Genomic DNA, 17,806 nt, shown 5'->3' with positions numbered 1-17,806 from the left:
CATGTCTATCTGTTTAAAGAAGAAATAACTGATACCCACAAACGAATCAAAGAATTGCATAAATGATGAAAAAAATACCTAGATGAGATGACTAATAATCTCTTCTAGGTATTTTTTTATTATTTTGTCAGTACAGGTGAAATCAATGTAGTAACTGTACTGTTTCCTTCTGCAGTTACACGAAGATTCGCCACACCCGTGACATCAATATCAAAGTCTATTTCATCCGCGCCATATACAACATCATAGCGACCGAGTTCTTTTCCGTTATTGTCGGAGAATACAAGTGTCATTTCATCTTCTGGACTCGCATAGTTCAAGTCACTCGAACTTTTTGTCAAAGCTTGTTCAGTCAAAAGGGACAGTTGACCAGATAATTTTTTATATTTTCGATCAAGACTAAAAGTAGCATATTCATCATTGAAGAACCCTGATAAGATTACGTTTTGATTATTTAGTTTACCATTCGCTAAAATGGATTGATTTTTTTCAATCGATTCAAACGATGAAGAGGCGATATGGATCGATGAAAGTGATGTACCTGAAAGTGGTGTTCCGACTTCATAAGCGGTGGAAGTCTCGATTAGAGGTAATCCTGAAAGGTCTGCTAACAATTGTAATGGTACGTATGGCGTTTTACCAAGCATCAACAAACTTTCTGTATTTTTGTACTTACCAGTTACGACTGCTCCGTCTGTGACAAGTGATTTTGAAGATGCGAGAAGGCGATACCCAGTCGAAAGCTCTTTGATCTTCTTTTTGTTCCCTTCGTTCTCGATTTGAAGATTCTTGTACTTAGTATCAAGTGATTTATAAGACTTTGAGAGGCTCGTGTGCTGTCCTTGTAACGTCTTATAGGCGTTTTCCGACTTCTTTGTTTTTTTCTTTTCGTCGGCTAGTTGTTTTTGGAGTGCTGCTTTTTCCTTTTTCAGTTTAGCCACTTCTTTTGAAGTTGAACTTGCTTCAACGATTGATGTCTGCATGACACCGAATGCTAATGATGATACAAGACCTGCTGCGATCCATTTCTTCAAGATGGTTCCCCCTTAAATGACAAAAATGATTTCTTACACCTAACAGTATATTCCAATATCATCTTTTTAGATTTCAATCATTTTGAAATGAAGGGAATGTTTTTATAGATTAAATTTGAAACCAATCACTTCGCAATATCGAGTACATATACAAATCATCGAATTGTCCACGCGTTTTCTCATATTGACGAAGCAACCCTTCACGTTGGAATCCGAGCCGTTCAAGCAATCGTTGCGAAGCGGTGTTTGCTGGTAGGACAAGTGCTTCGATCCGGTTGAGCGAAAGTTCTGTAAAGCCATATTCGATGACCGCAAGCGCTGCTTCCTTCGCGATGCCTTGTCCCTGATAGGCAGGGCTCAACTCAAACCCAAGTTCTGCCCGCTGATGGCGTTCCGCTTGATTCAAGAAACCGCAACTGCCGATGATGACATCGTCTTCTTGTATTGCGATCCCGAACCGGATACCCGTTCCATCGCGACGAATCGAGGCATACCAGTCAATCTCTTCAAGCGCGTCTGCTTCTGATTGAAAGGCGGCGAGTCCCATCTGTTTGACGACGTGTTCGTCTGATAAATAGGCTAGGACACTCGTAGCATCTTCGGGTAACACTTCGCGTAAGACGAGACGATCCGTTTTAAGCGTTGGGAAAGTATGTAACATTCAAAAAACTCCTTTGCAAGAAAATGTAAAAAGTTATTGTGCAGTGTTTAAGGCATATGGTAAGATTCTCCACAACAAGAGCATATCATTTCGTTGACGAGAAAAAGTAATGATTGTCCCTCTGCCTTACAGAAAACCGGGATTGCTGAGAACCGGTAGCCAGATCAATCATGAAGATCCTCTCTGAGAAGTCACGCTGAACCATTCAGTAAGCGTGACCGGGTGTCCACCGTTACATGGAATGCGCATGATAGTGTGCAACTAAGTGCTGTCGAGAACAAGCATTCTCGACGGAATATGGGTGGTATCGCGGTGAAGTCCGTCCCTGTCAAAGGGGGCGGACTTTTTTGTATTCTCTTAGTTACCGATTAAAGGAGCGAACAAGAGATGACGTCACAAAACCAAGCAGAAACCGTACAACAACGGGAGGACCGTATCCGAAACAGATGGAAACAAGACCAGGTCTTCGCACGATCGATTGAGCAACGTACGGAAGCAGAATTTGTATTCTATGAAGGTCCACCGACTGCGAACGGTTTACCACACGTCGGCCATGCACTCGGACGAACTGTCAAGGATACCGTCGCCCGCTATAAGACGATGCAAGGCTTCCGGGTCGAGCGAAAAGCCGGCTGGGATACGCATGGGCTACCGGTCGAACTCGGTGTCGAGAAACAACTCGGCATCTCCGGCAAACAGGCGATCGAAGACTATGGTGTTGAAGCATTCATCGCACGCTGTAAGGAAAGTGTCTTCTCTTACGAAACGCAGTGGCGTTCCTTCACGGAAAAACTCGGTTACTGGGTCGACATGGATGAGCCTTACGTGACGATGGAGGATGATTATATCGAGAGCGTCTGGCATATCCTCGGAACGATCCATGACAAAGGTTGGTTAACGAAAGGACACCGCGTGTCACCGTATTGTCCGAGTTGTCAGACGTCCCTCAGTTCCCATGAAGTCGCGCAAGGCTATCAGGACGTGACGGACTTATCGGCGACGGTCAAACTCCCGGTCGTCGGCATGGGGCAGACGTTTCTGCTTGCGTGGACGACGACACCTTGGACGTTACCGGCAAACGTCGCGGTGGCGGTTCATCCGGAATTGACGTACGTCACGGTAGCGTTTGAAGGAGAGCGATTCATTGTCGCAAAAGCGTTAGTCGCTGAACTGTTCTCAGAATCCGTCGAGGTCGTATCCGAACAGCTTGGTGCGGAACTCGTCGGCTTGCGTTATGAACCACCGTTTGATTTCGTGACGCCAGAGAACGGTCACACGGTCGTCGGGGCGTCCTTCGTCCAAGCGACGAGCGGAACCGGACTTGTCCACCTTGCTCCAGCGTACGGGGAAGAAGATTACCGGGTCGTCCGGGAAAACGGTCTGTCATTCGTTAATGTCGTCGATGCTGCTGGGTGTTACACGGACGCCGTTCCACCACTCGTTGGTCGATTCGTCAAGGAGTCAGACGTTGCAATCATCCAGCTGCTCGCTGAACGGGGACGCTTGTTTGCGAAAAAACGCTATACGCACAGCTATCCGCATTGTTGGCGATGTGACTCGCCACTGCTCTATTACGCACAAGACAACTGGTTCATTGAGACGACAGCCGTCAAGGAACAACTCCTTGCGAACAATGCGTCTGTGACATGGTATCCCGACCACGTCAAGGAAGGGCGGTTCGGGAAGTTCCTTGAGCAACTCGTCGACTGGAACATCAGTCGTAATCGCTACTGGGGCACACCACTGAACGTCTGGGAGTGTGAAGCGTGTGACACGACGTTCGTTCCAAAAAACAAGGCTGACCTGTTACGCCGGACGACGACATCGACGGAATCTGTCGAGTTGCATAAACCATACGTCGATGCGTTATCGGTCTCGTGTCCGACGTGTCAGGGAAAGATGCACCGGACACCAGAAGTGATCGATGTCTGGTTTGATAGCGGAGCGATGCCGTTCGCACAGCAGCATTACCCGTCACGGACGCAGACACTTAACCGGTATCCAGCCGATGTCGTCATCGAAGGCATCGATCAGACGAGGGGCTGGTTCTACAGCTTGCAAGCGATCTCGACACTCTTCACGGGACAGCCTGCCTATAAGCGTGTCCTCGCACTCGGTCACGTCCTCGATGAGAACGGACAAAAGATGTCGAAGAGTCGTGGTAATGCCCTCGATCCGGTGGCATTGATCGAGACATATGGTGCTGATAGCTTGCGCTGGGCACTACTCGTCGACAGCAGTCCGTGGAGTGCGAAACGGTTTGCTGAGCGGATCGTCCAAGAAGCAAAATCAAAACTAGTCGATACGCTGGATCATGCCGTCCAGTTCTATCTGACGTATGCCGAACTGGACGGATTTGATGGCTCACGTCCGCAAAAACGGACGCGTCTCGACGAATGGTTGCTCTCGCGAGTCCATCAGACGACGCAAGACGTGACGGTTGCGATGGACGACTATCAACTGACTCAAGCAGCGCGGAGTCTTGCGCAACTCGTCGATGAGATCAGTAACTGGTACATCCGCCGTTCTCGGGAACGTTTCTGGCAAGCTGACTGGTCGGAAGAGAAACAAGCCGCGTACACGACGCTCCACTTCGCACTTTCGACGACGGCACGACTACTCGCTCCGTTCACGCCGTACCTTGCTGATGATGTCTATCAGCGATTAACAGGAATGAGCGTACATGTAGCGGATTATCCGGTTGCCGATCAATCGATGCTCCGACCTGATCTGGAATACGAAATGGCACAGGTTGTCTCTGTCGTCGAGTTAGGACGACAAGTACGTAATACGCACGCCTTAAAAGTAAAACAACCGCTTGCTAGCTTAAGCGTCCAATCGAGCGAAACCTTTTCGTGGGCGGACTATACGGCAATCATCCAAGAGGAACTGAATGTAAAAGACGTCCAAATCGTCCCGACGACGCAAGCGACGACACAGTTCCGTCTTAAACTGAACTTCCGCGTAGCCGGAGCGAAATTCGCACAGCAAGCGAACGCGATCCACCAATGGCTACAACAATTGTCTGCACCGGAGACTTCCGACTTGCTCGAGACCGGAAGATTGATCTATCAGACCGCATCAGGCGATGAAGTCGAAGTGCGTCAAGCGGACGTCATCGTCGAACCAATCGTCAAGACGGGCTTTGCTGCTACGACGAATGGTGGACTCACCGTGACGCTCGATACGCGGATCACGGAAGCACTGGAGCAGGAACGCTGGATGCGGGAGCTCGTCCGCTATATCCAATCTGAACGAAAGGCACAAGCGTTATCGCGGGACGCCCGAATCGATCTCGTCTTGTCGGTCGATGCGACGTTCCAACCGATCGTCGAGACGTTTGAGCCTTTGTTATTCAAACACCTTGCCTTATCCTCCGTGCGAACTGAACCGCTACAGGGAGCAGGGGATGTTCAGCTAGGCGGACACGATGTCGGTATCTCGTTCACACCAACGAAAGAATATTGTTAAGGAGAAGAGCATGATTGCATTAGAAGCATTAAAAGGTCGACTCGTCGACGGTTTGTTAGAGGTCCAAAAAGAAGAAGGATATGTTGTCCGAGAACGTTTCATCTTTAACCGAGGAGCAACGGACGAACAGCTCGCGCTGTTACCTGACTGGACGGCAGACGACTATCAGGCGTTCTTGCGTCAACATAACGGGGCGAAGCTGTTTCAGCACGAAACGTTATCCTACAACGATGGATTCGAACTCTTTTCGATCGAGGATTGCCTGACGTATAGCGAGATGTGGGAATGTCCCGAAAACTTCTTAGCGATCGGTGCAGGACCAGACGGGGAGTGGATCGTCTACGAGATGAATCGCCCGGCAGGAAATCGGATCTGGAGTGGAGAATTTCTTAATTTCGAGGAATGGGAAGAAGACGCAATGCCGTTTGGCTTCGAGCGATGGCTCGACTACTTGATCGTCGCGCAAGGCACGCTATTTTGGGAATGGTTCCGGTAAGAGAGGAAGAGGTTCAGTGGATATTCAATTAAAGGTAGCGTCTCTTACAGACGCTCCGAAGCTTCACACGCTTCAACTCGAGGCGTTTTCAGAGACGCTCGAGCGGTATCAGGATTTTGCAACGAATCCGGCGAACGAATCGATCGATCGTGTCATTCACCGGATCACGCATCCAAGTAGTACGTTTCATCAAATCATCGTCGACGATGTCGTCGTCGGCGGGATTTGTGTCGTTGCGAAAGCACCGAGTCGATACGCGATCAGTCCGATGTTCTTAGATCCAGCCCGTCAAGGTGAAGGGATCGCCCAACGCGCATTACAGCTCGTTGAAGCAGCTTATCCGACTGCAACGATATGGGAACTGCGGACGATTCGCGAAGAGACACGTAACTGTTATTTCTATGAGAAGATGGGCTATCGATTGACCGGTGTCAGTCAACCGCTCAATGAACGGGCGACACTCGTTTCTTATCAAAAATTGGTTTCGGCATGAGCGGGTTTTGTCGGAAGGAAGAACCACCACAGATTCGTCAAAAAAGCGGCAAGAACGGCAAAATTAAACAGATAAAGGCAAAAGAAGAAGACGAACTCGCCGATGTCCTCAAGGTTAGCTAACGGATTATCGACCAGGTATGATTCGTGACTAACGCCGAAGATGAACAAAGGAAAGAAGACATTGAAGTATCGTTTCCAAAAGAATGACGCACGACCTGTTTGAGACATAAGAGCACCTCCTGAAGGAATGGCACGCTTCTTCCAGTCAGAAGAAGCGTGTGTTCGTTTACGATAAAGAGGGTGTACCGACGACTTCGACGTGACGCGTGACCGTATCAAACAGACGTGTCCGGGTATCGTTATGAGACAACAGCAACGGTTCACCGGTCTCGTCATAGATGAAGGCAATCGGAATCGAAAAACCACAGTTGCGGTACGAACCATCGGCATGACTCGTTCCGATCATGAGTGCTCGTTGCGCCTGACTGATGATACGCGCTTCACCGGACCACTCAACGTACTGTTCCTCGCTGAACATGCCGACGCCAATCGGGTTAAAGATGAGATCAAGTCCGGATTCCTCGCGTAGTCCGTCTTTTCCTAAGAAGATTTCACGGCAGAGGACGTATCCATAGCGGAACGACCCGTCGTTTGCTGTTGATGGTGTATAAAGCGGTCCAGCTTCTGGTGTTTTTGCGCGATCAAGAAGAATTGTACCAGTCGCATCAATAATGACGGCGCGATCGAGATTCGTCGTATCTTTGTAACCTAGGACAACGGCTGTCCTGAATTGTTTGGCAAGATGTTGTACGCGATCGAGTTCTGCGATCGTGCAGTATCCTTCCGGATAGACGATCAGATCGACTTCAGGATAAGCGGCAATCTCGCGTTCGAATTGTGCGAGCCCGGTCTCGCGTTTCGGTTGAGCGATTAGTAATTTCATCTAAACATCCTCTCAGGTATAAAAATATCTGAAAAATCAGACTTTTATATCGTCATGATTTTACCATTAGTGGTAAAATAAAGCACATCACTTTTTGATAAATTTTACTGCAAATGAAGGAAGGTCATCAGCTTGAACATTTCAAAAACCATTCTTGTGACACGCCATCTACCGGCGATGAAGGCTTTTTACATAAACCAGATCGGATTTCCGCTCGTCTCGGAAACGAATGAGTCGTTTACGATGCAAATCGGTACCGATCAGCTGACATATCAACAGACGGACGATGTTGATACGCAGTACCATATGGCGTTCAACATTCCGGAAAACGTCTTCCAACAAGGTAAAGCGTGGCTCGTAGAGCGGACACCACTCTTGATCGAAGACGGACAGGATGAGATTTATTTTGACTTCACTGATTCGCATTCCTGCTATTTTTATGATCCAGATGAAAATGTCTTGGAGCTGATTGCACGGCATCAAATCAATCCCTCTAAAGCGGAACTGACGTTTGATGTATCCGACATTCTCGGAATCGGTGAGATGAGTCTGACGGTAAAAGACGTGCTTGAAGTGGGTGAGCAGTTAGCAGAAATCGGCGTTGTCGAGCGACGGGAACGTCCGCTCAATGGCGCGTCACTCAACTTCCTCGGACCGGTCGCGGATGGAACGCATATCTTGCTCGTCCCAGAAGGTCGGACATGGTTGTTCTCACCGAAGAAGGCGAAGGTCAGTCCGATCGAGATGGAACTCGACGGCAGACATCGGGTCCGGCTTGATGCAGCGGGCGTATGGCATCAAAGTACCGTTTCTTCATAATTCATTATTCTAAAAAGTGAGGGAAGTAAGATGAACAAAGCGGTGAATGCGAGTATCGCGTTCGGATTATTATTGTTCGTATGTGGTTTCTTTTTTCTGTTTGGCTATTTGACCCGCTCGATGCCGATTCAGCAAGGCGGTGACCCGGTCATCTTACCGGTCGCAGCACTCCTCGTTCTCCTACCATTCGTGATCCGTGAAGGCATGCGCGTTTTGACGTATGTCTCGCTGACACGTCGACAGGTCGGCGTACTCATCTTATTTGCAATCAGTGGAATCATACTAAGTAGTTGGATTGAGGTGCAGCAGAATGTTGCCGTAATCGATTTCCGTTCTCTCTTTACGATTCATATGTTCGTACTGTTCGTTTCGGGCATCATCTTGTTGTGTCTCCTATTGACGGGGCTCAAACGGATGCGCGTCCGAACGAGAGTGATTTAAATGGAAAAGGACTGAATGACATGGGATACATTACAGAATTACGAAAACTCGTCGGCACACGACCGCTCGTCATGGCAGGAGCGTGTGTCATCGTCGTCAACGATAAACAAGAAGTCTTATTACAACTTCGGCAAGATAACGGTTGCTGGGGACTCGCTGGTGGAGCGCTTGAGATCGGGGAGACGCTCGTAGAGACAGCAAAACGAGAATTAAGGGAAGAAACCGGTCTTGAAGCAGAACAGCTCGAATTATTAAACGTCTATTCGGGTGATGCGTTTTACTATAAGTATCCGCACGGGGATGAAGTCTATAATGTGATCACGGCATTTCTGTGTACGGCGTATACGGGTGAAATCGTTCTGGATCCGTCAGAAGTCGCAGAATTACGCTTTTTCGCTATCGATCAGCTACCAGAAAACCTCAATCCACCGGAACGACCGATTTTGATGGAGTATGGTCAAAAGCAACGAACAGCGCATCACGTCTCCATTTGAAGCAAAGGGTAAAGTAAAAGTCTTGAATGAACTGTTCATTCAAGATTTTTTGTTGCACTGGGACGCGTTTCAGCCTGTAGCATCAAGAGGACACGAAAAGGGGGAAACGCGATGCGATGCTTTGCGATTGATTTAGATGGAACATTATTGAATAAGGAACACGGGATCTCAGAGACGAATCGGACAGCGATCAAGAGACGCCAAGCTCAAGGAGATATCGTCATCATCGTCACCGGGCGAGCTGCCTTTGATGCGCGACGGATTTTAGCGCAACATGGACTGGATTGTCTGGTCATTGGTGCAAACAGGGCAGAGGTCGAAGTGGGGCAGGATAGACGGTATTTTTTGAACCGTTCCAGCAGTCGAACGATTTGGGAGATCGTACGATCTACAAACGTATTCATACATATTTATCTACAAGACAAAATCCTGTTACCGCAGTTTTCGCTTGCTACCCTTCAAGGCGGAGATTTTGCGTTTCAAGAAGCGATTCAGGCTCAATTAACGCAATACGGTGTTGAGACAGTCGACGAAATCGCAATCGATCAACTGGACGTCATCAAATTCATGTTCGTCTCACCTGACAGATGGCAACTCGAACATCTCGAACAACAACTTCTTCAGTTGCAAATCTGTTCCGTGACACGTTCAGGTACCTATAACCTAGAAGTCATGGCAAACGGCGTGACGAAGGGGACCGCCATTCAAGACATTGCGCGAGCGTACGAGACGGCACTCGAGAACTTTGTTGCGATCGGTGACAATCAAAACGATGTACCGATGTTCGAAGTGGCGGGAACATCGATTGCCATGGGAAACGCTGAAGCGTCTATCAAAAGCAGAGCGACATATCTCACCAGTGAACATGACGAGGATGGTATAGCGGAGGCATTAAACGGCTTAGAAAGATGGGAACAAAATAAGGAGGAACAGCATGGCGAACATCTCGGACATCGCTAAACAAGTGGGCGTCTCGAAGTCGACGGTATCCCGTGTCTTAAACGGTCATAAGCATGTATCAAAAGAAAAGCGACGGACAATCTTAGACGTAATGGAACGACTGGAATATAGTCCGAATGGAAATGCAATCAACCTCTCACGCGGTAAGACGAATACGATTGGTGTCCTTGTGCCGCGTGTCGGTCATCCGTTTTTTCACCAATTAATCGAGGGGATCGGTCAAGTGTGCATGGAACAAAATCACACACTGCTTGTCATCCAGACGGGACACGATCCAATAAAAGAAGAAGCGAGTATGCAACACCTTCGCGATAAGCGGATTGACGGATTGATCATTGGCGCCATCAGTCAGCCGCAGTTACTTGAAACGATGCGGACGCTTGGACCAGTCGTTGCCTGCGAAGACCATCAGGATATCGTGCCGTCGGTTTCTTTTAATCATGGAAAAGCGATGACGATGTTGATGTAACATGTTGAAGAACGAGGAGCAAAAACAGTCGGTCTCTGTCTTGGAAATCCAGATAGCGGAGTTGGAAGAATCAGACGGAAAACATTCGATCAATATCTTAAGACGTATACGCTCCGTCATAGCGATCAGTGGTACGCTGATTGGTGCTATTCTTTCGAAGACAGACAAGCACTAGCAAGTCAGTTTCTAACGATAAACTTACCAGATGCCATCATCTTCGGCAATGACGAAGTCGCAGCAGGTCTCATCCATCAATTTCGACAAAGCGGGATTCGAGTACCAAAGGATATCGCGATTACGGGATTTGATGACGTACGAATTTCCAGAGCGCTTGAAATAACAACGATCCGACAACCGGTTGTAATGCTTGGCAGACTGGCAGCAGAACAATTATTGGATCAAAAAGAATTAGATAATCAAAAGAAAATAATATTGGAAATGGAACTAATGATTCGACAATCAACATAAAATAAATTATGGATAGTTTTTTTATATATGGAATAATGATACATGTAATACCATTATATTGGGGGTGAGGATGTTGATTACAGCGCTTAAAATCAGAAGGAGATTTGTTTTCATCACAATTATTTCTTTATTCATGGCTTTAACCGTTTCATGGGCTTTCGCTAGTAATTTTGTTGATATCATGACGATGGACTACAATGCAAAAGATTTGGTTGGTACAAAAAGTGAAATTCGATCAACCTTTTTGATGTCCATTGCGACATGGGAACGGTTTGTCGACTCATCGATGTTCTATCTAATTAATTTCCTACCAGCATTTTTTGTTTTAGTCACATTAGGATTATATGCTGAAAAAAGAAGTACATATGCAATGGGTCGCCATCGCTATTCATCATTTAAGAAGACGATCTATCGAGATGTTATTCAATATGTTCTTCTCTCTACTGCGACGGTAACAGGAGTATTCATTATTTATTATTCGATTGGTGCTGTCTTCGTTTATCGGGGACTAAACGATATTGGAGGCTTTGCCTCTGCGTTACCAGTAAATTTTTATGCTAATCATCCCTACCTATTCTTCCTCTTCATGGCCTCAACCATTTATCTCTCACTTGCTTTTGTTTTTAGTTTATTATCTGCAGCGCTCGTCTTGATTTTCGACCGGGAATACAAGGTGATTCTAGCGGTATTAGCAATTTACTTTATTTACGGAAAAATTGGCTTTTTGACGGGGAGCTCATGGCTGACTATATTTTCTAGTTTTGTTGCTTATAATACGAATCGCTCAACGGTTGAGACATTTTATCCTCTTCTTGGTCTATTGATTATTGCAATTAGTTTGTTGATTTATGGTGTGAATAAGACAGTTCGTCAATATGAAGAATAGGAAGATAACGACATGACTAACAGATATACTTCTAAACAAATGATGGTTGTTAGTATGTTAGCAATCATCATCAGCTATTTGAATTACAAACAAGGATTCAAAGCGATACAAGTTTTTTCGTCTGACCGCCAAATCGATTTAGGCTATCTTGAGATATTTGATCGCATATTCATTAATCTTAATTTTAGTCAATTAGAGTACATGGAAGGGAATTCTCCTTTCCATTACATTGGTCCATTCTTATTTTTTCTATGCGTCATTTTTGTAGGGAGCTATCCTTTTTTAGCATTAAAAAAAACGTACTTTCAATTTATTTATGTACGTTCAAATCATAAGTTGAAAGCACTCCTCTATATGCTGCAAGGCTTTTTATCTCGAATCACGGTTTTTGTGATCGTTTACGCGATTAGTATGTTAGGGTGGTTATTTCAAAATGATCTCTCAGCAATCACAAGTAATAAAGAAATTTTAATGAAGATTACCTTTTTCTCAGTAGCAGCTATTTTTATATCTAGCGCATTTACCATCCTCCTTTTATTTTTTTATATAAAATGGGATGAAATTATTGCGATAGTAGGTGTACTATTTGTACTTTTTGCTGTATTCGTCATAAATGTATCTTTCCCAAATTCAAGCATCGTCTTTATTGGTCACGATCACTATTTCAGCGCAGGTATGCTCACTGGATTAGCATTACTTGTTTTATCGTTCATAGCTGTTTATAAAACAAAATACAAAATAGAGTAGGTGCCTCGGATGATTCAAATTCAAAACGTAAATAAGTCGATTAAAAATACTCAGATTTTAAAAGATATCAGCATATCGATCGAAGAACAATCGTGCGTTGGTTTTGTTGGACATAACGGGTCTGGTAAAACGATGTTATTGAAAGCAATTTGTGGATTTACGAATATCAATAGTGGAAAAATCACAGTAAAGGATTCTCCCATTGAATTTGGAAATAAGTACATCAAAGATGCTGGAATCATCATTGAACACCCGCCATTCATCCACTACATATCTGCTTGGGATAACTTAAAGGTCTTGGCAAACATCAATAATAAGATTGATGATGAAACGATTCTACGAACGCTTGAAAAGGTTGGATTATTGCAGGATAAAGATAAAAAAGTGAAAAGCTTCTCGTTAGGTATGAAGCAAAAATTGCGGATCGCTCAAGCAATCATGGAAAACCCAAAAATTTTAGTGCTAGATGAACCATTTAATGGATTGGATCGTGATTCAGTTCAAAATGTGCAGAAGATTCTTCTTGAGTTCAAAAAAACTGGCACAACGATCCTGTTGACGAGTCATGATGAACGTCACATCGAGGCGTTATGCGATATCGTATATCAAATGGAAGGAGGCGAATTAATTGCGTAACGTAAAACTTCTGTTTTTATGTGGTTTTCTTCTAATCGCAGGTTGTACGCCTTACGGTATTACAGGTTCTCCGGAAAAAGATGCACCAAAATCGCAAGAAACAGCTGCAGAAAAAAAAGCAATGGAAACACCAGATCATTTTTCAGTCACTCTTCAAGCATTTGAGAACGAGATAGCACAATATGCATTTTTTAAAGAGTTTGAACCGATACAAAACGGCTTGAAACAAAGTGATGGTCCAGTTCAGTTTGAATATAAATCAAAAGACTTAAAAAATGAGGACTCTCTTCAAAATATTTATTTGACGATTAATGTAGACGGTGAAGAGTTTAGTACTGCTTCACAACAAACCCTCCAATCATTAGAGATGATCTGTGATGGTTTGAACCAAAACGTTGATCTTGTTACGGTCATTAAACGAATTAAGGCGAATGAAACCAGTTTATATGAGAATGAACAATTATCGATAGAATTAATGAATTTCAAAAATGATGTTCAAATCATCATCAGTCCAAAAGTATAAAAATTGAAAGTCCTCACTATGCCTGTTCCTGATCGGAGCAGGTATTTTTAAAAGGAGTTCAATCAATGACGAGAGAAAAACAACATGGATCTACTGCTACCGTAATGACGGTATCTGACGAACGAGTCCGCAAGTATTTTAAAGCATCGATTGAAAAGCAACGAATCGTTCAGGAGTTTCGCATGCTTGAAGAACTAGAGCGGACGGTCATCCCGACGCCAAACGTTTATGCTGTTGAATTAGAAGATTTGCCGTTCATTGAGATGCAGCGAATCGACGGCAGCGTATTGTTGGAATTGTTTGATCCCTCCCGCTTAACGGATTTTCTGAACGCCTTCGCGACATTACATCAACGTATTCATCAGCATCAATCGCTTGCAGCACCTGGATGGCACGATGTCACCTATCAAAAATTGCGTCATCTATCACCTGAATAACGTTTGAAGGCGGAACAATTGTTAGAGACGCTTCACGTTCCACCACAGCAAGGATTACTCCACGGAGACTTCCATTTTCAGAATATTATTGTTGCAATAAATGAAACGTTCGTCGTCATTGATTGGCATGATGCAACGACAGGTCCACCTATTGCGGATGTCGCGCGGACATTGCTCTTGCTGCGAATAGCAGGTGGAACAGCAGGGTCAGACGAGATGCGACGAAACGTCTGTCGATAATACCTCGACCGCTATCAGGCTGTTTCATTAATTCAGCTATCAAACCTTGCAGACTGGTTACGACTCATAGCAATTATGAGGACGCTCGAACAAATCTCGGGTTCAGAACAAAGACAGTTAAAGGAATTAATCAGTCATCCAGACCTCGGTTCGTATTTTTTTAATACTTAAGCATATACAGATAGGAGGAACGCCATTCATGAGAACCATCATCTCGATCCAAGGCGCCATGGCATCCGGGAAGACAACGCTTGCGCAAGCGCTCGAAGATGCTTGCCCGGAGCTTCATGTCTATTATGAAAATCCATATCCGATCGTTCAAAAACGAAAGGAGCTCGGGTTAGACATCCGAACCGAAGACGGATTCGTTGAGAATCAGCGCTTGTTCATTCAAGCGGAACTCGAACGGTTTCGCCATTTTCCCGATGGACACATCATATTAGATCGTGGTCCGGAAAATCTTGAATTCTATACGCTCCATTATCCGCAGGTGCATAGGCACGACTGGGATATGGAATCCCGTTTAAAGGCAGAACTTGAGGCATTAAGAAGGTGCCGATCCGATCAGATTCTTTATTTACGCGCGACAGACCAACTCTTACAAACGCGTCGGGACGCTGATCAAACAAGAACTCGCCAATCCTTTGAACAACATCAACCGCTTTGGGCACTTGAAGAGAAATGGTAGAAACAGTTTCCGGTCTGTCCGATTGATACGACATCGCAAACGCCGGAGCAAGTCCGAGAAGCAGCAGTTCATCAGCTGTCTTCCATCGGATTCTTAAAAAGGGAGAACGAGATTTGAAATGGAAAGGGACGACCTATCCCCTCATCGAGGGACAAGACGAAAAACAGGTCTACTGGATAGAAAAAGGAGAAACGGTTCAGATCGGACAGACTTACGAAACGATTCGGTTAGAAAAGACATCACATCAATCCATCCTAGTACGGGAGCAAAAATTGGTGTCAGAAAAAATCGGCAATCGAACGATCCGCCTGACGATTGATGCAGAAGACTATACGCCACTCGAATTCGTCGAGTACCAAGATGGCGTCCAAACCGTGCATGCGTTGTATCGAGCGGATGCAGTCATAATTACGCGAGGCAATGAGCAGTCTGTCCTGCCGATTCGGACCGAGTCTGTTGATTTGTTCTCAATCGAATTGTTGTTACGGACATTACCATGGATCGTCGGTTCGACGCACTCGTTCAATGGCTTTAGTGCCGTTTCAGGACTTGCGGTACCGATTCAGGTGTGACCCTTGCGGCACGATCGATTGACGACCGAATCAGGCGAACACGTAGAGACGCTTTGCGTTCACGTTACGTTTGGTGAGCGGATTCAGTATTACTGGATTGATCCAGTCAAGCGGGAGTTGTTAAAACAGTCCTCCCAGATTGCCGACGGGGTCTCATTGGAATTTCGTCGATGAAAAAGGAGCAACGAAACGGTAGACCGTCTCATTGCTCCTTGTCTGTTATAGCTGAAAATGATGTTGCATCGCTTCAAAAATCCGCTTACTCGCCTTTGTATCGTCAAACGCATAGATGTGACTGAGATGACGTTTGAACTTTTTAGGCATTTTCGATTCGCGTAGTGATTCCATCAAGGCGTCTCTTGTTTCGATGACGTCTCCTGGTAACAAATCCGTCGATTCGCCGGCGTTATCTTCGCCAACTAAGACAGGTGGGCGGTAGTAGATGACCTTTTTGTACATCAAGGAGAAATCGAGACCGACACTCGAATAATCTGTGATCAACACATGATGATTCTCGAGTAGCTCCTTGACTGTGAACGCATCCTGACCAACGACATCGACGAAATCCGAATGGAACAAGTGGCTGAATTTTTGGAAATTACGATGGAGGTAGAACGAGACTTCATACTTGTTGTCCTTCACTAAGTTTTTCAACCGTTCGTCCGTGATTAACGCTTGAAACTCCTGATAATAGTCACTTTCCATGAACTGTTCGTCTGGATACGTATCAAGTTTCGGTCGCCACGTCGGCATGATCAAGAGCTTTTTCCGATTCTTATATCGCTTGAGCCAACGCGATCGTTCCGTGATTAATTGATCGAATCGGGCGAGACCCGTCACGATGATTTCGTTAGGATGAAAACCGTAATCGCGGACGATGAGCTGCTTCTCCCGCTCCGAGGAGACGACGAATAAATCAGTAAATGGATGTGGCAATTTTTTACCATAAATATGACTGACATCTTTTGACCCGATGACGCCGTGTTGTAGGAACAGTTTTTGTTTCGTTTGAATCAGTGTTTCCGTATGATAGGTAGCAAACGGTAAGGCATAACTCGATGAATGCGTATGACATAAAACGTCCGCAGCCTGAACGACCTCGATATTCTCCGGAGATTTATAAAACACGATATGATTCTCATATCCGGCAAGATTTTTGAGGTCCGGACTCGATCGACTGATGATGTAGTAGATGTTGAACTGTTTCCGGTGCTGGTCAACAAGGTACTTGAAGAAAATCATCCCATTATCTTGTGCTTTATCCGGGTATTCATAACAGACGATCGTCTTCTTAGTGGGATCCAGTCCAAGTAACGGTCGGGGTTCTGCATAATATTCGACAGTCTCGACGGGCACCGGGATTAGACGCATTGCAAGGCGTTCTGACACGGTCGAATAGGGACGAACCAACACATCGTATTGCTCATTTAACGGCAACCAGTGCTCGTCATTCAAGAGTTCTGGATGATTTTTAAAGTGACAAATCCGGGGTGTGAATCCAGATATCGGCATCTCACGAATCGAAAAGCCAAATAAAAGATCGTAGATGTTCGCGTTAAAGGCATCGTATGTATACCGGTCACCGAGCAACTGCTCAACGAGTTCTTTATCGATCACGGCTTCGACTTCGGTTCTGAAGCGACAGGCGTCGACTGGTGTGACGGTGAAGCGTTTAATCGGTAGAGCGATTTTTTGTTCCTGATGTCTGAATTTAACGAAGCAACTCGGTTGCGCGACTTCGACATATTTCGAGTGAAACGAAAACTTTAATCGAAGCACGTCGTCTTGACGAGTGATGCCCTCAAACTGGACATCTCGGTCGTAAAAATTCATGATGGACGGTTTTTTGTTATAGATCAGACTGAGCTCATCGTCTTGGTCGATGAAAATGAAATAGGAATGTTTCCCTTGTTTGATGTAGCTATTCGGTGCGATGTCCAGTGGTTCCGAAAGATGTTTGAACGAAATCGGTCTACCGGATTCATTGACGAATTTAACAGGATGATTCTTTTTTTTGAAGATATCGAGCAATGTATCAATCGATAGCACAAAGGCTGTCTCTATTTTTTGGAGTGGTATCAGTTGTTCATTGATCGATAACTGTAGGCTTTGGTGCGGAAGATTCTCGATCAAAAACGTATGATCACGACAGGTGATTTTCATTGGTGCATGGCTTCCTTTCATACTCTGATTCAGTCGTTCTTAAACTACATCACTTACCATACAATATCTTCCGATTTCTGCAAAGATGTAGATTGATTGGAAACCAATGCAGTATAGTCTACTGGCTGAAGGATATTGGGAAAAGACAGACGTTACCGCATCT

Annotated in this window: 18 protein-coding genes, 2 pseudogenes and 1 other annotated feature; of the genes and pseudogenes, 15 read left to right on the top strand and 5 right to left on the bottom strand. The window is 45.3% G+C overall.

What is annotated here, in order from left to right; genetic code table 11:
• Positions 1–119: 119 nt before the first annotated feature.
• Together Q9R23_RS12665 and Q9R23_RS12660 are read right to left on the bottom strand one after the other, a co-directional pair.
• Positions 120–1,034, bottom strand: a complete 915-nt coding sequence (locus Q9R23_RS12665; protein ID WP_214855837.1) for a hypothetical protein — start codon at positions 1,032–1,034, stop codon at positions 120–122.
• Positions 1,035–1,143: 109 nt separating this feature from the next.
• Positions 1,144–1,695, bottom strand: a complete 552-nt coding sequence (locus tag Q9R23_RS12660; RefSeq protein WP_311247196.1) for a GNAT family N-acetyltransferase — start codon at positions 1,693–1,695, stop codon at positions 1,144–1,146.
• 84 nt (positions 1,696–1,779) lie between these two features.
• Positions 1,780–2,025 (top strand) — a binding site (T-box leader).
• Positions 2,026–2,082: 57 nt separating this feature from the next.
• Between Q9R23_RS12660 and ileS the strand changes: the two genes are divergently transcribed.
• From ileS to Q9R23_RS12645, 3 genes are read left to right on the top strand one after another with little or no spacing between them, the layout of a single operon-like run.
• The gene (ileS, locus tag Q9R23_RS12655) at positions 2,083–5,166 is read left to right on the top strand and encodes an isoleucine--tRNA ligase (protein ID WP_311247195.1); all 3,084 of its coding nucleotides are present in this window, start codon (positions 2,083–2,085) and stop codon (positions 5,164–5,166) included.
• A gap of 10 nt (positions 5,167–5,176) precedes the next feature.
• Positions 5,177–5,662 (top strand): SMI1/KNR4 family protein, encoded by a 486-nt coding sequence (locus Q9R23_RS12650; protein ID WP_311247194.1) that lies wholly within the window; start codon positions 5,177–5,179, stop codon positions 5,660–5,662.
• Positions 5,663–5,678: 16 nt separating this feature from the next.
• Positions 5,679–6,155 (top strand): GNAT family N-acetyltransferase, encoded by a 477-nt coding sequence (locus Q9R23_RS12645; RefSeq protein WP_311247193.1) that lies wholly within the window; start codon positions 5,679–5,681, stop codon positions 6,153–6,155.
• On the opposite strand, the gene Q9R23_RS12640 is transcribed toward Q9R23_RS12645, so the two are convergent.
• Together Q9R23_RS12640 and Q9R23_RS12635 are read right to left on the bottom strand one after the other, a co-directional pair.
• Entirely contained in the window at positions 6,134–6,385 is a 252-nt protein-coding gene (locus tag Q9R23_RS12640) for a hypothetical protein (RefSeq protein WP_311247192.1), read from the bottom strand. The genes Q9R23_RS12645 and Q9R23_RS12640 overlap by 22 nt on opposite strands.
• A 58-nt stretch (positions 6,386–6,443) precedes the next feature.
• Positions 6,444–7,100 carry a carbon-nitrogen hydrolase family protein gene (locus tag Q9R23_RS12635; protein WP_069940478.1) on the bottom strand — a complete coding sequence of 219 codons (657 nt, stop codon included), beginning with the start codon at positions 7,098–7,100 and terminating at the stop codon, positions 6,444–6,446.
• Between the two features lie 132 nt (positions 7,101–7,232).
• Here Q9R23_RS12635 and Q9R23_RS12630 point away from each other — a divergent pair, with 132 nt between their 5' ends.
• The 12 genes and pseudogenes from Q9R23_RS12630 to Q9R23_RS12570 all read left to right on the top strand — a co-directional run bounded on the left by Q9R23_RS12630 (position 7,233) and on the right by Q9R23_RS12570 (position 15,480).
• Positions 7,233–7,919, top strand: a complete 687-nt coding sequence (locus Q9R23_RS12630) for a glyoxalase (RefSeq protein ID WP_311247191.1) — start codon at positions 7,233–7,235, stop codon at positions 7,917–7,919.
• 30 nt (positions 7,920–7,949) lie between these two features.
• Positions 7,950–8,360, top strand: coding sequence for a hypothetical protein (locus Q9R23_RS12625; protein WP_311247190.1), 411 nt, complete (start codon positions 7,950–7,952; stop codon positions 8,358–8,360).
• A 20-nt stretch (positions 8,361–8,380) separates the two neighbouring features.
• Complete coding sequence (locus Q9R23_RS12620) at positions 8,381–8,854, top strand: NUDIX hydrolase (RefSeq protein ID WP_214855854.1); 474 nt, start codon at positions 8,381–8,383, stop codon at positions 8,852–8,854.
• A 111-nt stretch (positions 8,855–8,965) separates the two neighbouring features.
• Positions 8,966–9,814 (top strand): Cof-type HAD-IIB family hydrolase, encoded by an 849-nt coding sequence (locus Q9R23_RS12615; protein ID WP_311247189.1) that lies wholly within the window; start codon positions 8,966–8,968, stop codon positions 9,812–9,814.
• Positions 9,789–10,751, top strand: a pseudogene (locus Q9R23_RS12610) (LacI family DNA-binding transcriptional regulator). The gene Q9R23_RS12615 and the pseudogene Q9R23_RS12610 overlap by 26 nt, the downstream one beginning before the upstream one ends.
• 70 nt (positions 10,752–10,821) lie before the next feature.
• The gene (locus Q9R23_RS12605; protein WP_311247188.1) at positions 10,822–11,637 is read left to right on the top strand and encodes a hypothetical protein; all 816 of its coding nucleotides are present in this window, start codon (positions 10,822–10,824) and stop codon (positions 11,635–11,637) included.
• A gap of 12 nt (positions 11,638–11,649) precedes the next feature.
• Entirely contained in the window at positions 11,650–12,384 is a 735-nt protein-coding gene (locus Q9R23_RS12600) for a hypothetical protein (RefSeq protein ID WP_311247187.1), read from the top strand.
• A gap of 9 nt (positions 12,385–12,393) precedes the next feature.
• On the top strand, positions 12,394–13,020 hold the full coding sequence (locus Q9R23_RS12595) for an ABC transporter ATP-binding protein (protein ID WP_311247186.1): 627 nt from the start codon (positions 12,394–12,396) through the stop codon (positions 13,018–13,020).
• Positions 13,013–13,543: a hypothetical protein gene (locus Q9R23_RS12590; RefSeq protein ID WP_311247185.1), complete on the top strand. Its 531-nt coding sequence runs from the start codon at positions 13,013–13,015 to the stop codon at positions 13,541–13,543. Before Q9R23_RS12595 ends, Q9R23_RS12590 begins: the two co-directional genes overlap by 8 nt.
• A 65-nt stretch (positions 13,544–13,608) precedes the next feature.
• Positions 13,609–14,220: pseudogene (locus Q9R23_RS15930) on the top strand (phosphotransferase family protein).
• A gap of 199 nt (positions 14,221–14,419) precedes the next feature.
• Entirely contained in the window at positions 14,420–14,908 is a 489-nt protein-coding gene (locus Q9R23_RS12575) for an AAA family ATPase (RefSeq protein WP_311247182.1), read from the top strand.
• Positions 14,909–15,021: 113 nt separating this feature from the next.
• Entirely contained in the window at positions 15,022–15,480 is a 459-nt protein-coding gene (locus Q9R23_RS12570) for a hypothetical protein (RefSeq protein WP_311247181.1), read from the top strand.
• 219 nt (positions 15,481–15,699) lie between these two features.
• Here Q9R23_RS12570 and Q9R23_RS12565 read toward each other — a convergent pair whose 3' ends face one another.
• The gene (locus Q9R23_RS12565; RefSeq protein WP_311247180.1) at positions 15,700–17,643 is read right to left on the bottom strand and encodes a CDP-glycerol glycerophosphotransferase family protein; all 1,944 of its coding nucleotides are present in this window, start codon (positions 17,641–17,643) and stop codon (positions 15,700–15,702) included.
• Positions 17,644–17,806: the final 163 nt, after the last annotated feature.

This window comes from Exiguobacterium sp. BRG2 (assembly GCF_031844245.1).
GTDB lineage: Bacteria > Bacillota > Bacilli > Exiguobacteriales > Exiguobacteriaceae > Exiguobacterium_A.
The sequence above is the reverse complement of the archived record's forward strand: the minus strand, read 5'-3'. Positions and strand labels throughout refer to the sequence as shown.

Excerpts from the sequence above, each read along its gene's own strand:
- Q9R23_RS12565 (WP_311247180.1), bottom strand. The coding sequence starts at position 17,643 with ATGAAAATCACCTGTCGTGATCATACGTTTTTGATCGAGAATCTTCCG.
- Q9R23_RS12600 (WP_311247187.1), top strand. The coding sequence starts at position 11,650 with ATGACTAACAGATATACTTCTAAACAAATGATGGTTGTTAGTATGTTA.
- Q9R23_RS12575 (WP_311247182.1), top strand. The coding sequence starts at position 14,420 with ATGAGAACCATCATCTCGATCCAAGGCGCCATGGCATCCGGGAAGACA.
- Q9R23_RS12635 (WP_069940478.1), bottom strand. The coding sequence starts at position 7,100 with ATGAAATTACTAATCGCTCAACCGAAACGCGAGACCGGGCTCGCACAA.
- Q9R23_RS12660 (WP_311247196.1), bottom strand. The coding sequence starts at position 1,695 with ATGTTACATACTTTCCCAACGCTTAAAACGGATCGTCTCGTCTTACGC.
- Q9R23_RS12640 (WP_311247192.1), bottom strand. The coding sequence starts at position 6,385 with ATGTCTCAAACAGGTCGTGCGTCATTCTTTTGGAAACGATACTTCAAT.
- Q9R23_RS12615 (WP_311247189.1), top strand. The coding sequence starts at position 8,966 with ATGCGATGCTTTGCGATTGATTTAGATGGAACATTATTGAATAAGGAA.
- Q9R23_RS12620 (WP_214855854.1), top strand. The coding sequence starts at position 8,381 with ATGGGATACATTACAGAATTACGAAAACTCGTCGGCACACGACCGCTC.
- Q9R23_RS12605 (WP_311247188.1), top strand. The coding sequence starts at position 10,822 with ATGTTGATTACAGCGCTTAAAATCAGAAGGAGATTTGTTTTCATCACA.
- ileS (WP_311247195.1), top strand. The coding sequence starts at position 2,083 with ATGACGTCACAAAACCAAGCAGAAACCGTACAACAACGGGAGGACCGT.
- Q9R23_RS12595 (WP_311247186.1), top strand. The coding sequence starts at position 12,394 with ATGATTCAAATTCAAAACGTAAATAAGTCGATTAAAAATACTCAGATT.
- Q9R23_RS12625 (WP_311247190.1), top strand. The coding sequence starts at position 7,950 with ATGAACAAAGCGGTGAATGCGAGTATCGCGTTCGGATTATTATTGTTC.
- Q9R23_RS12650 (WP_311247194.1), top strand. The coding sequence starts at position 5,177 with ATGATTGCATTAGAAGCATTAAAAGGTCGACTCGTCGACGGTTTGTTA.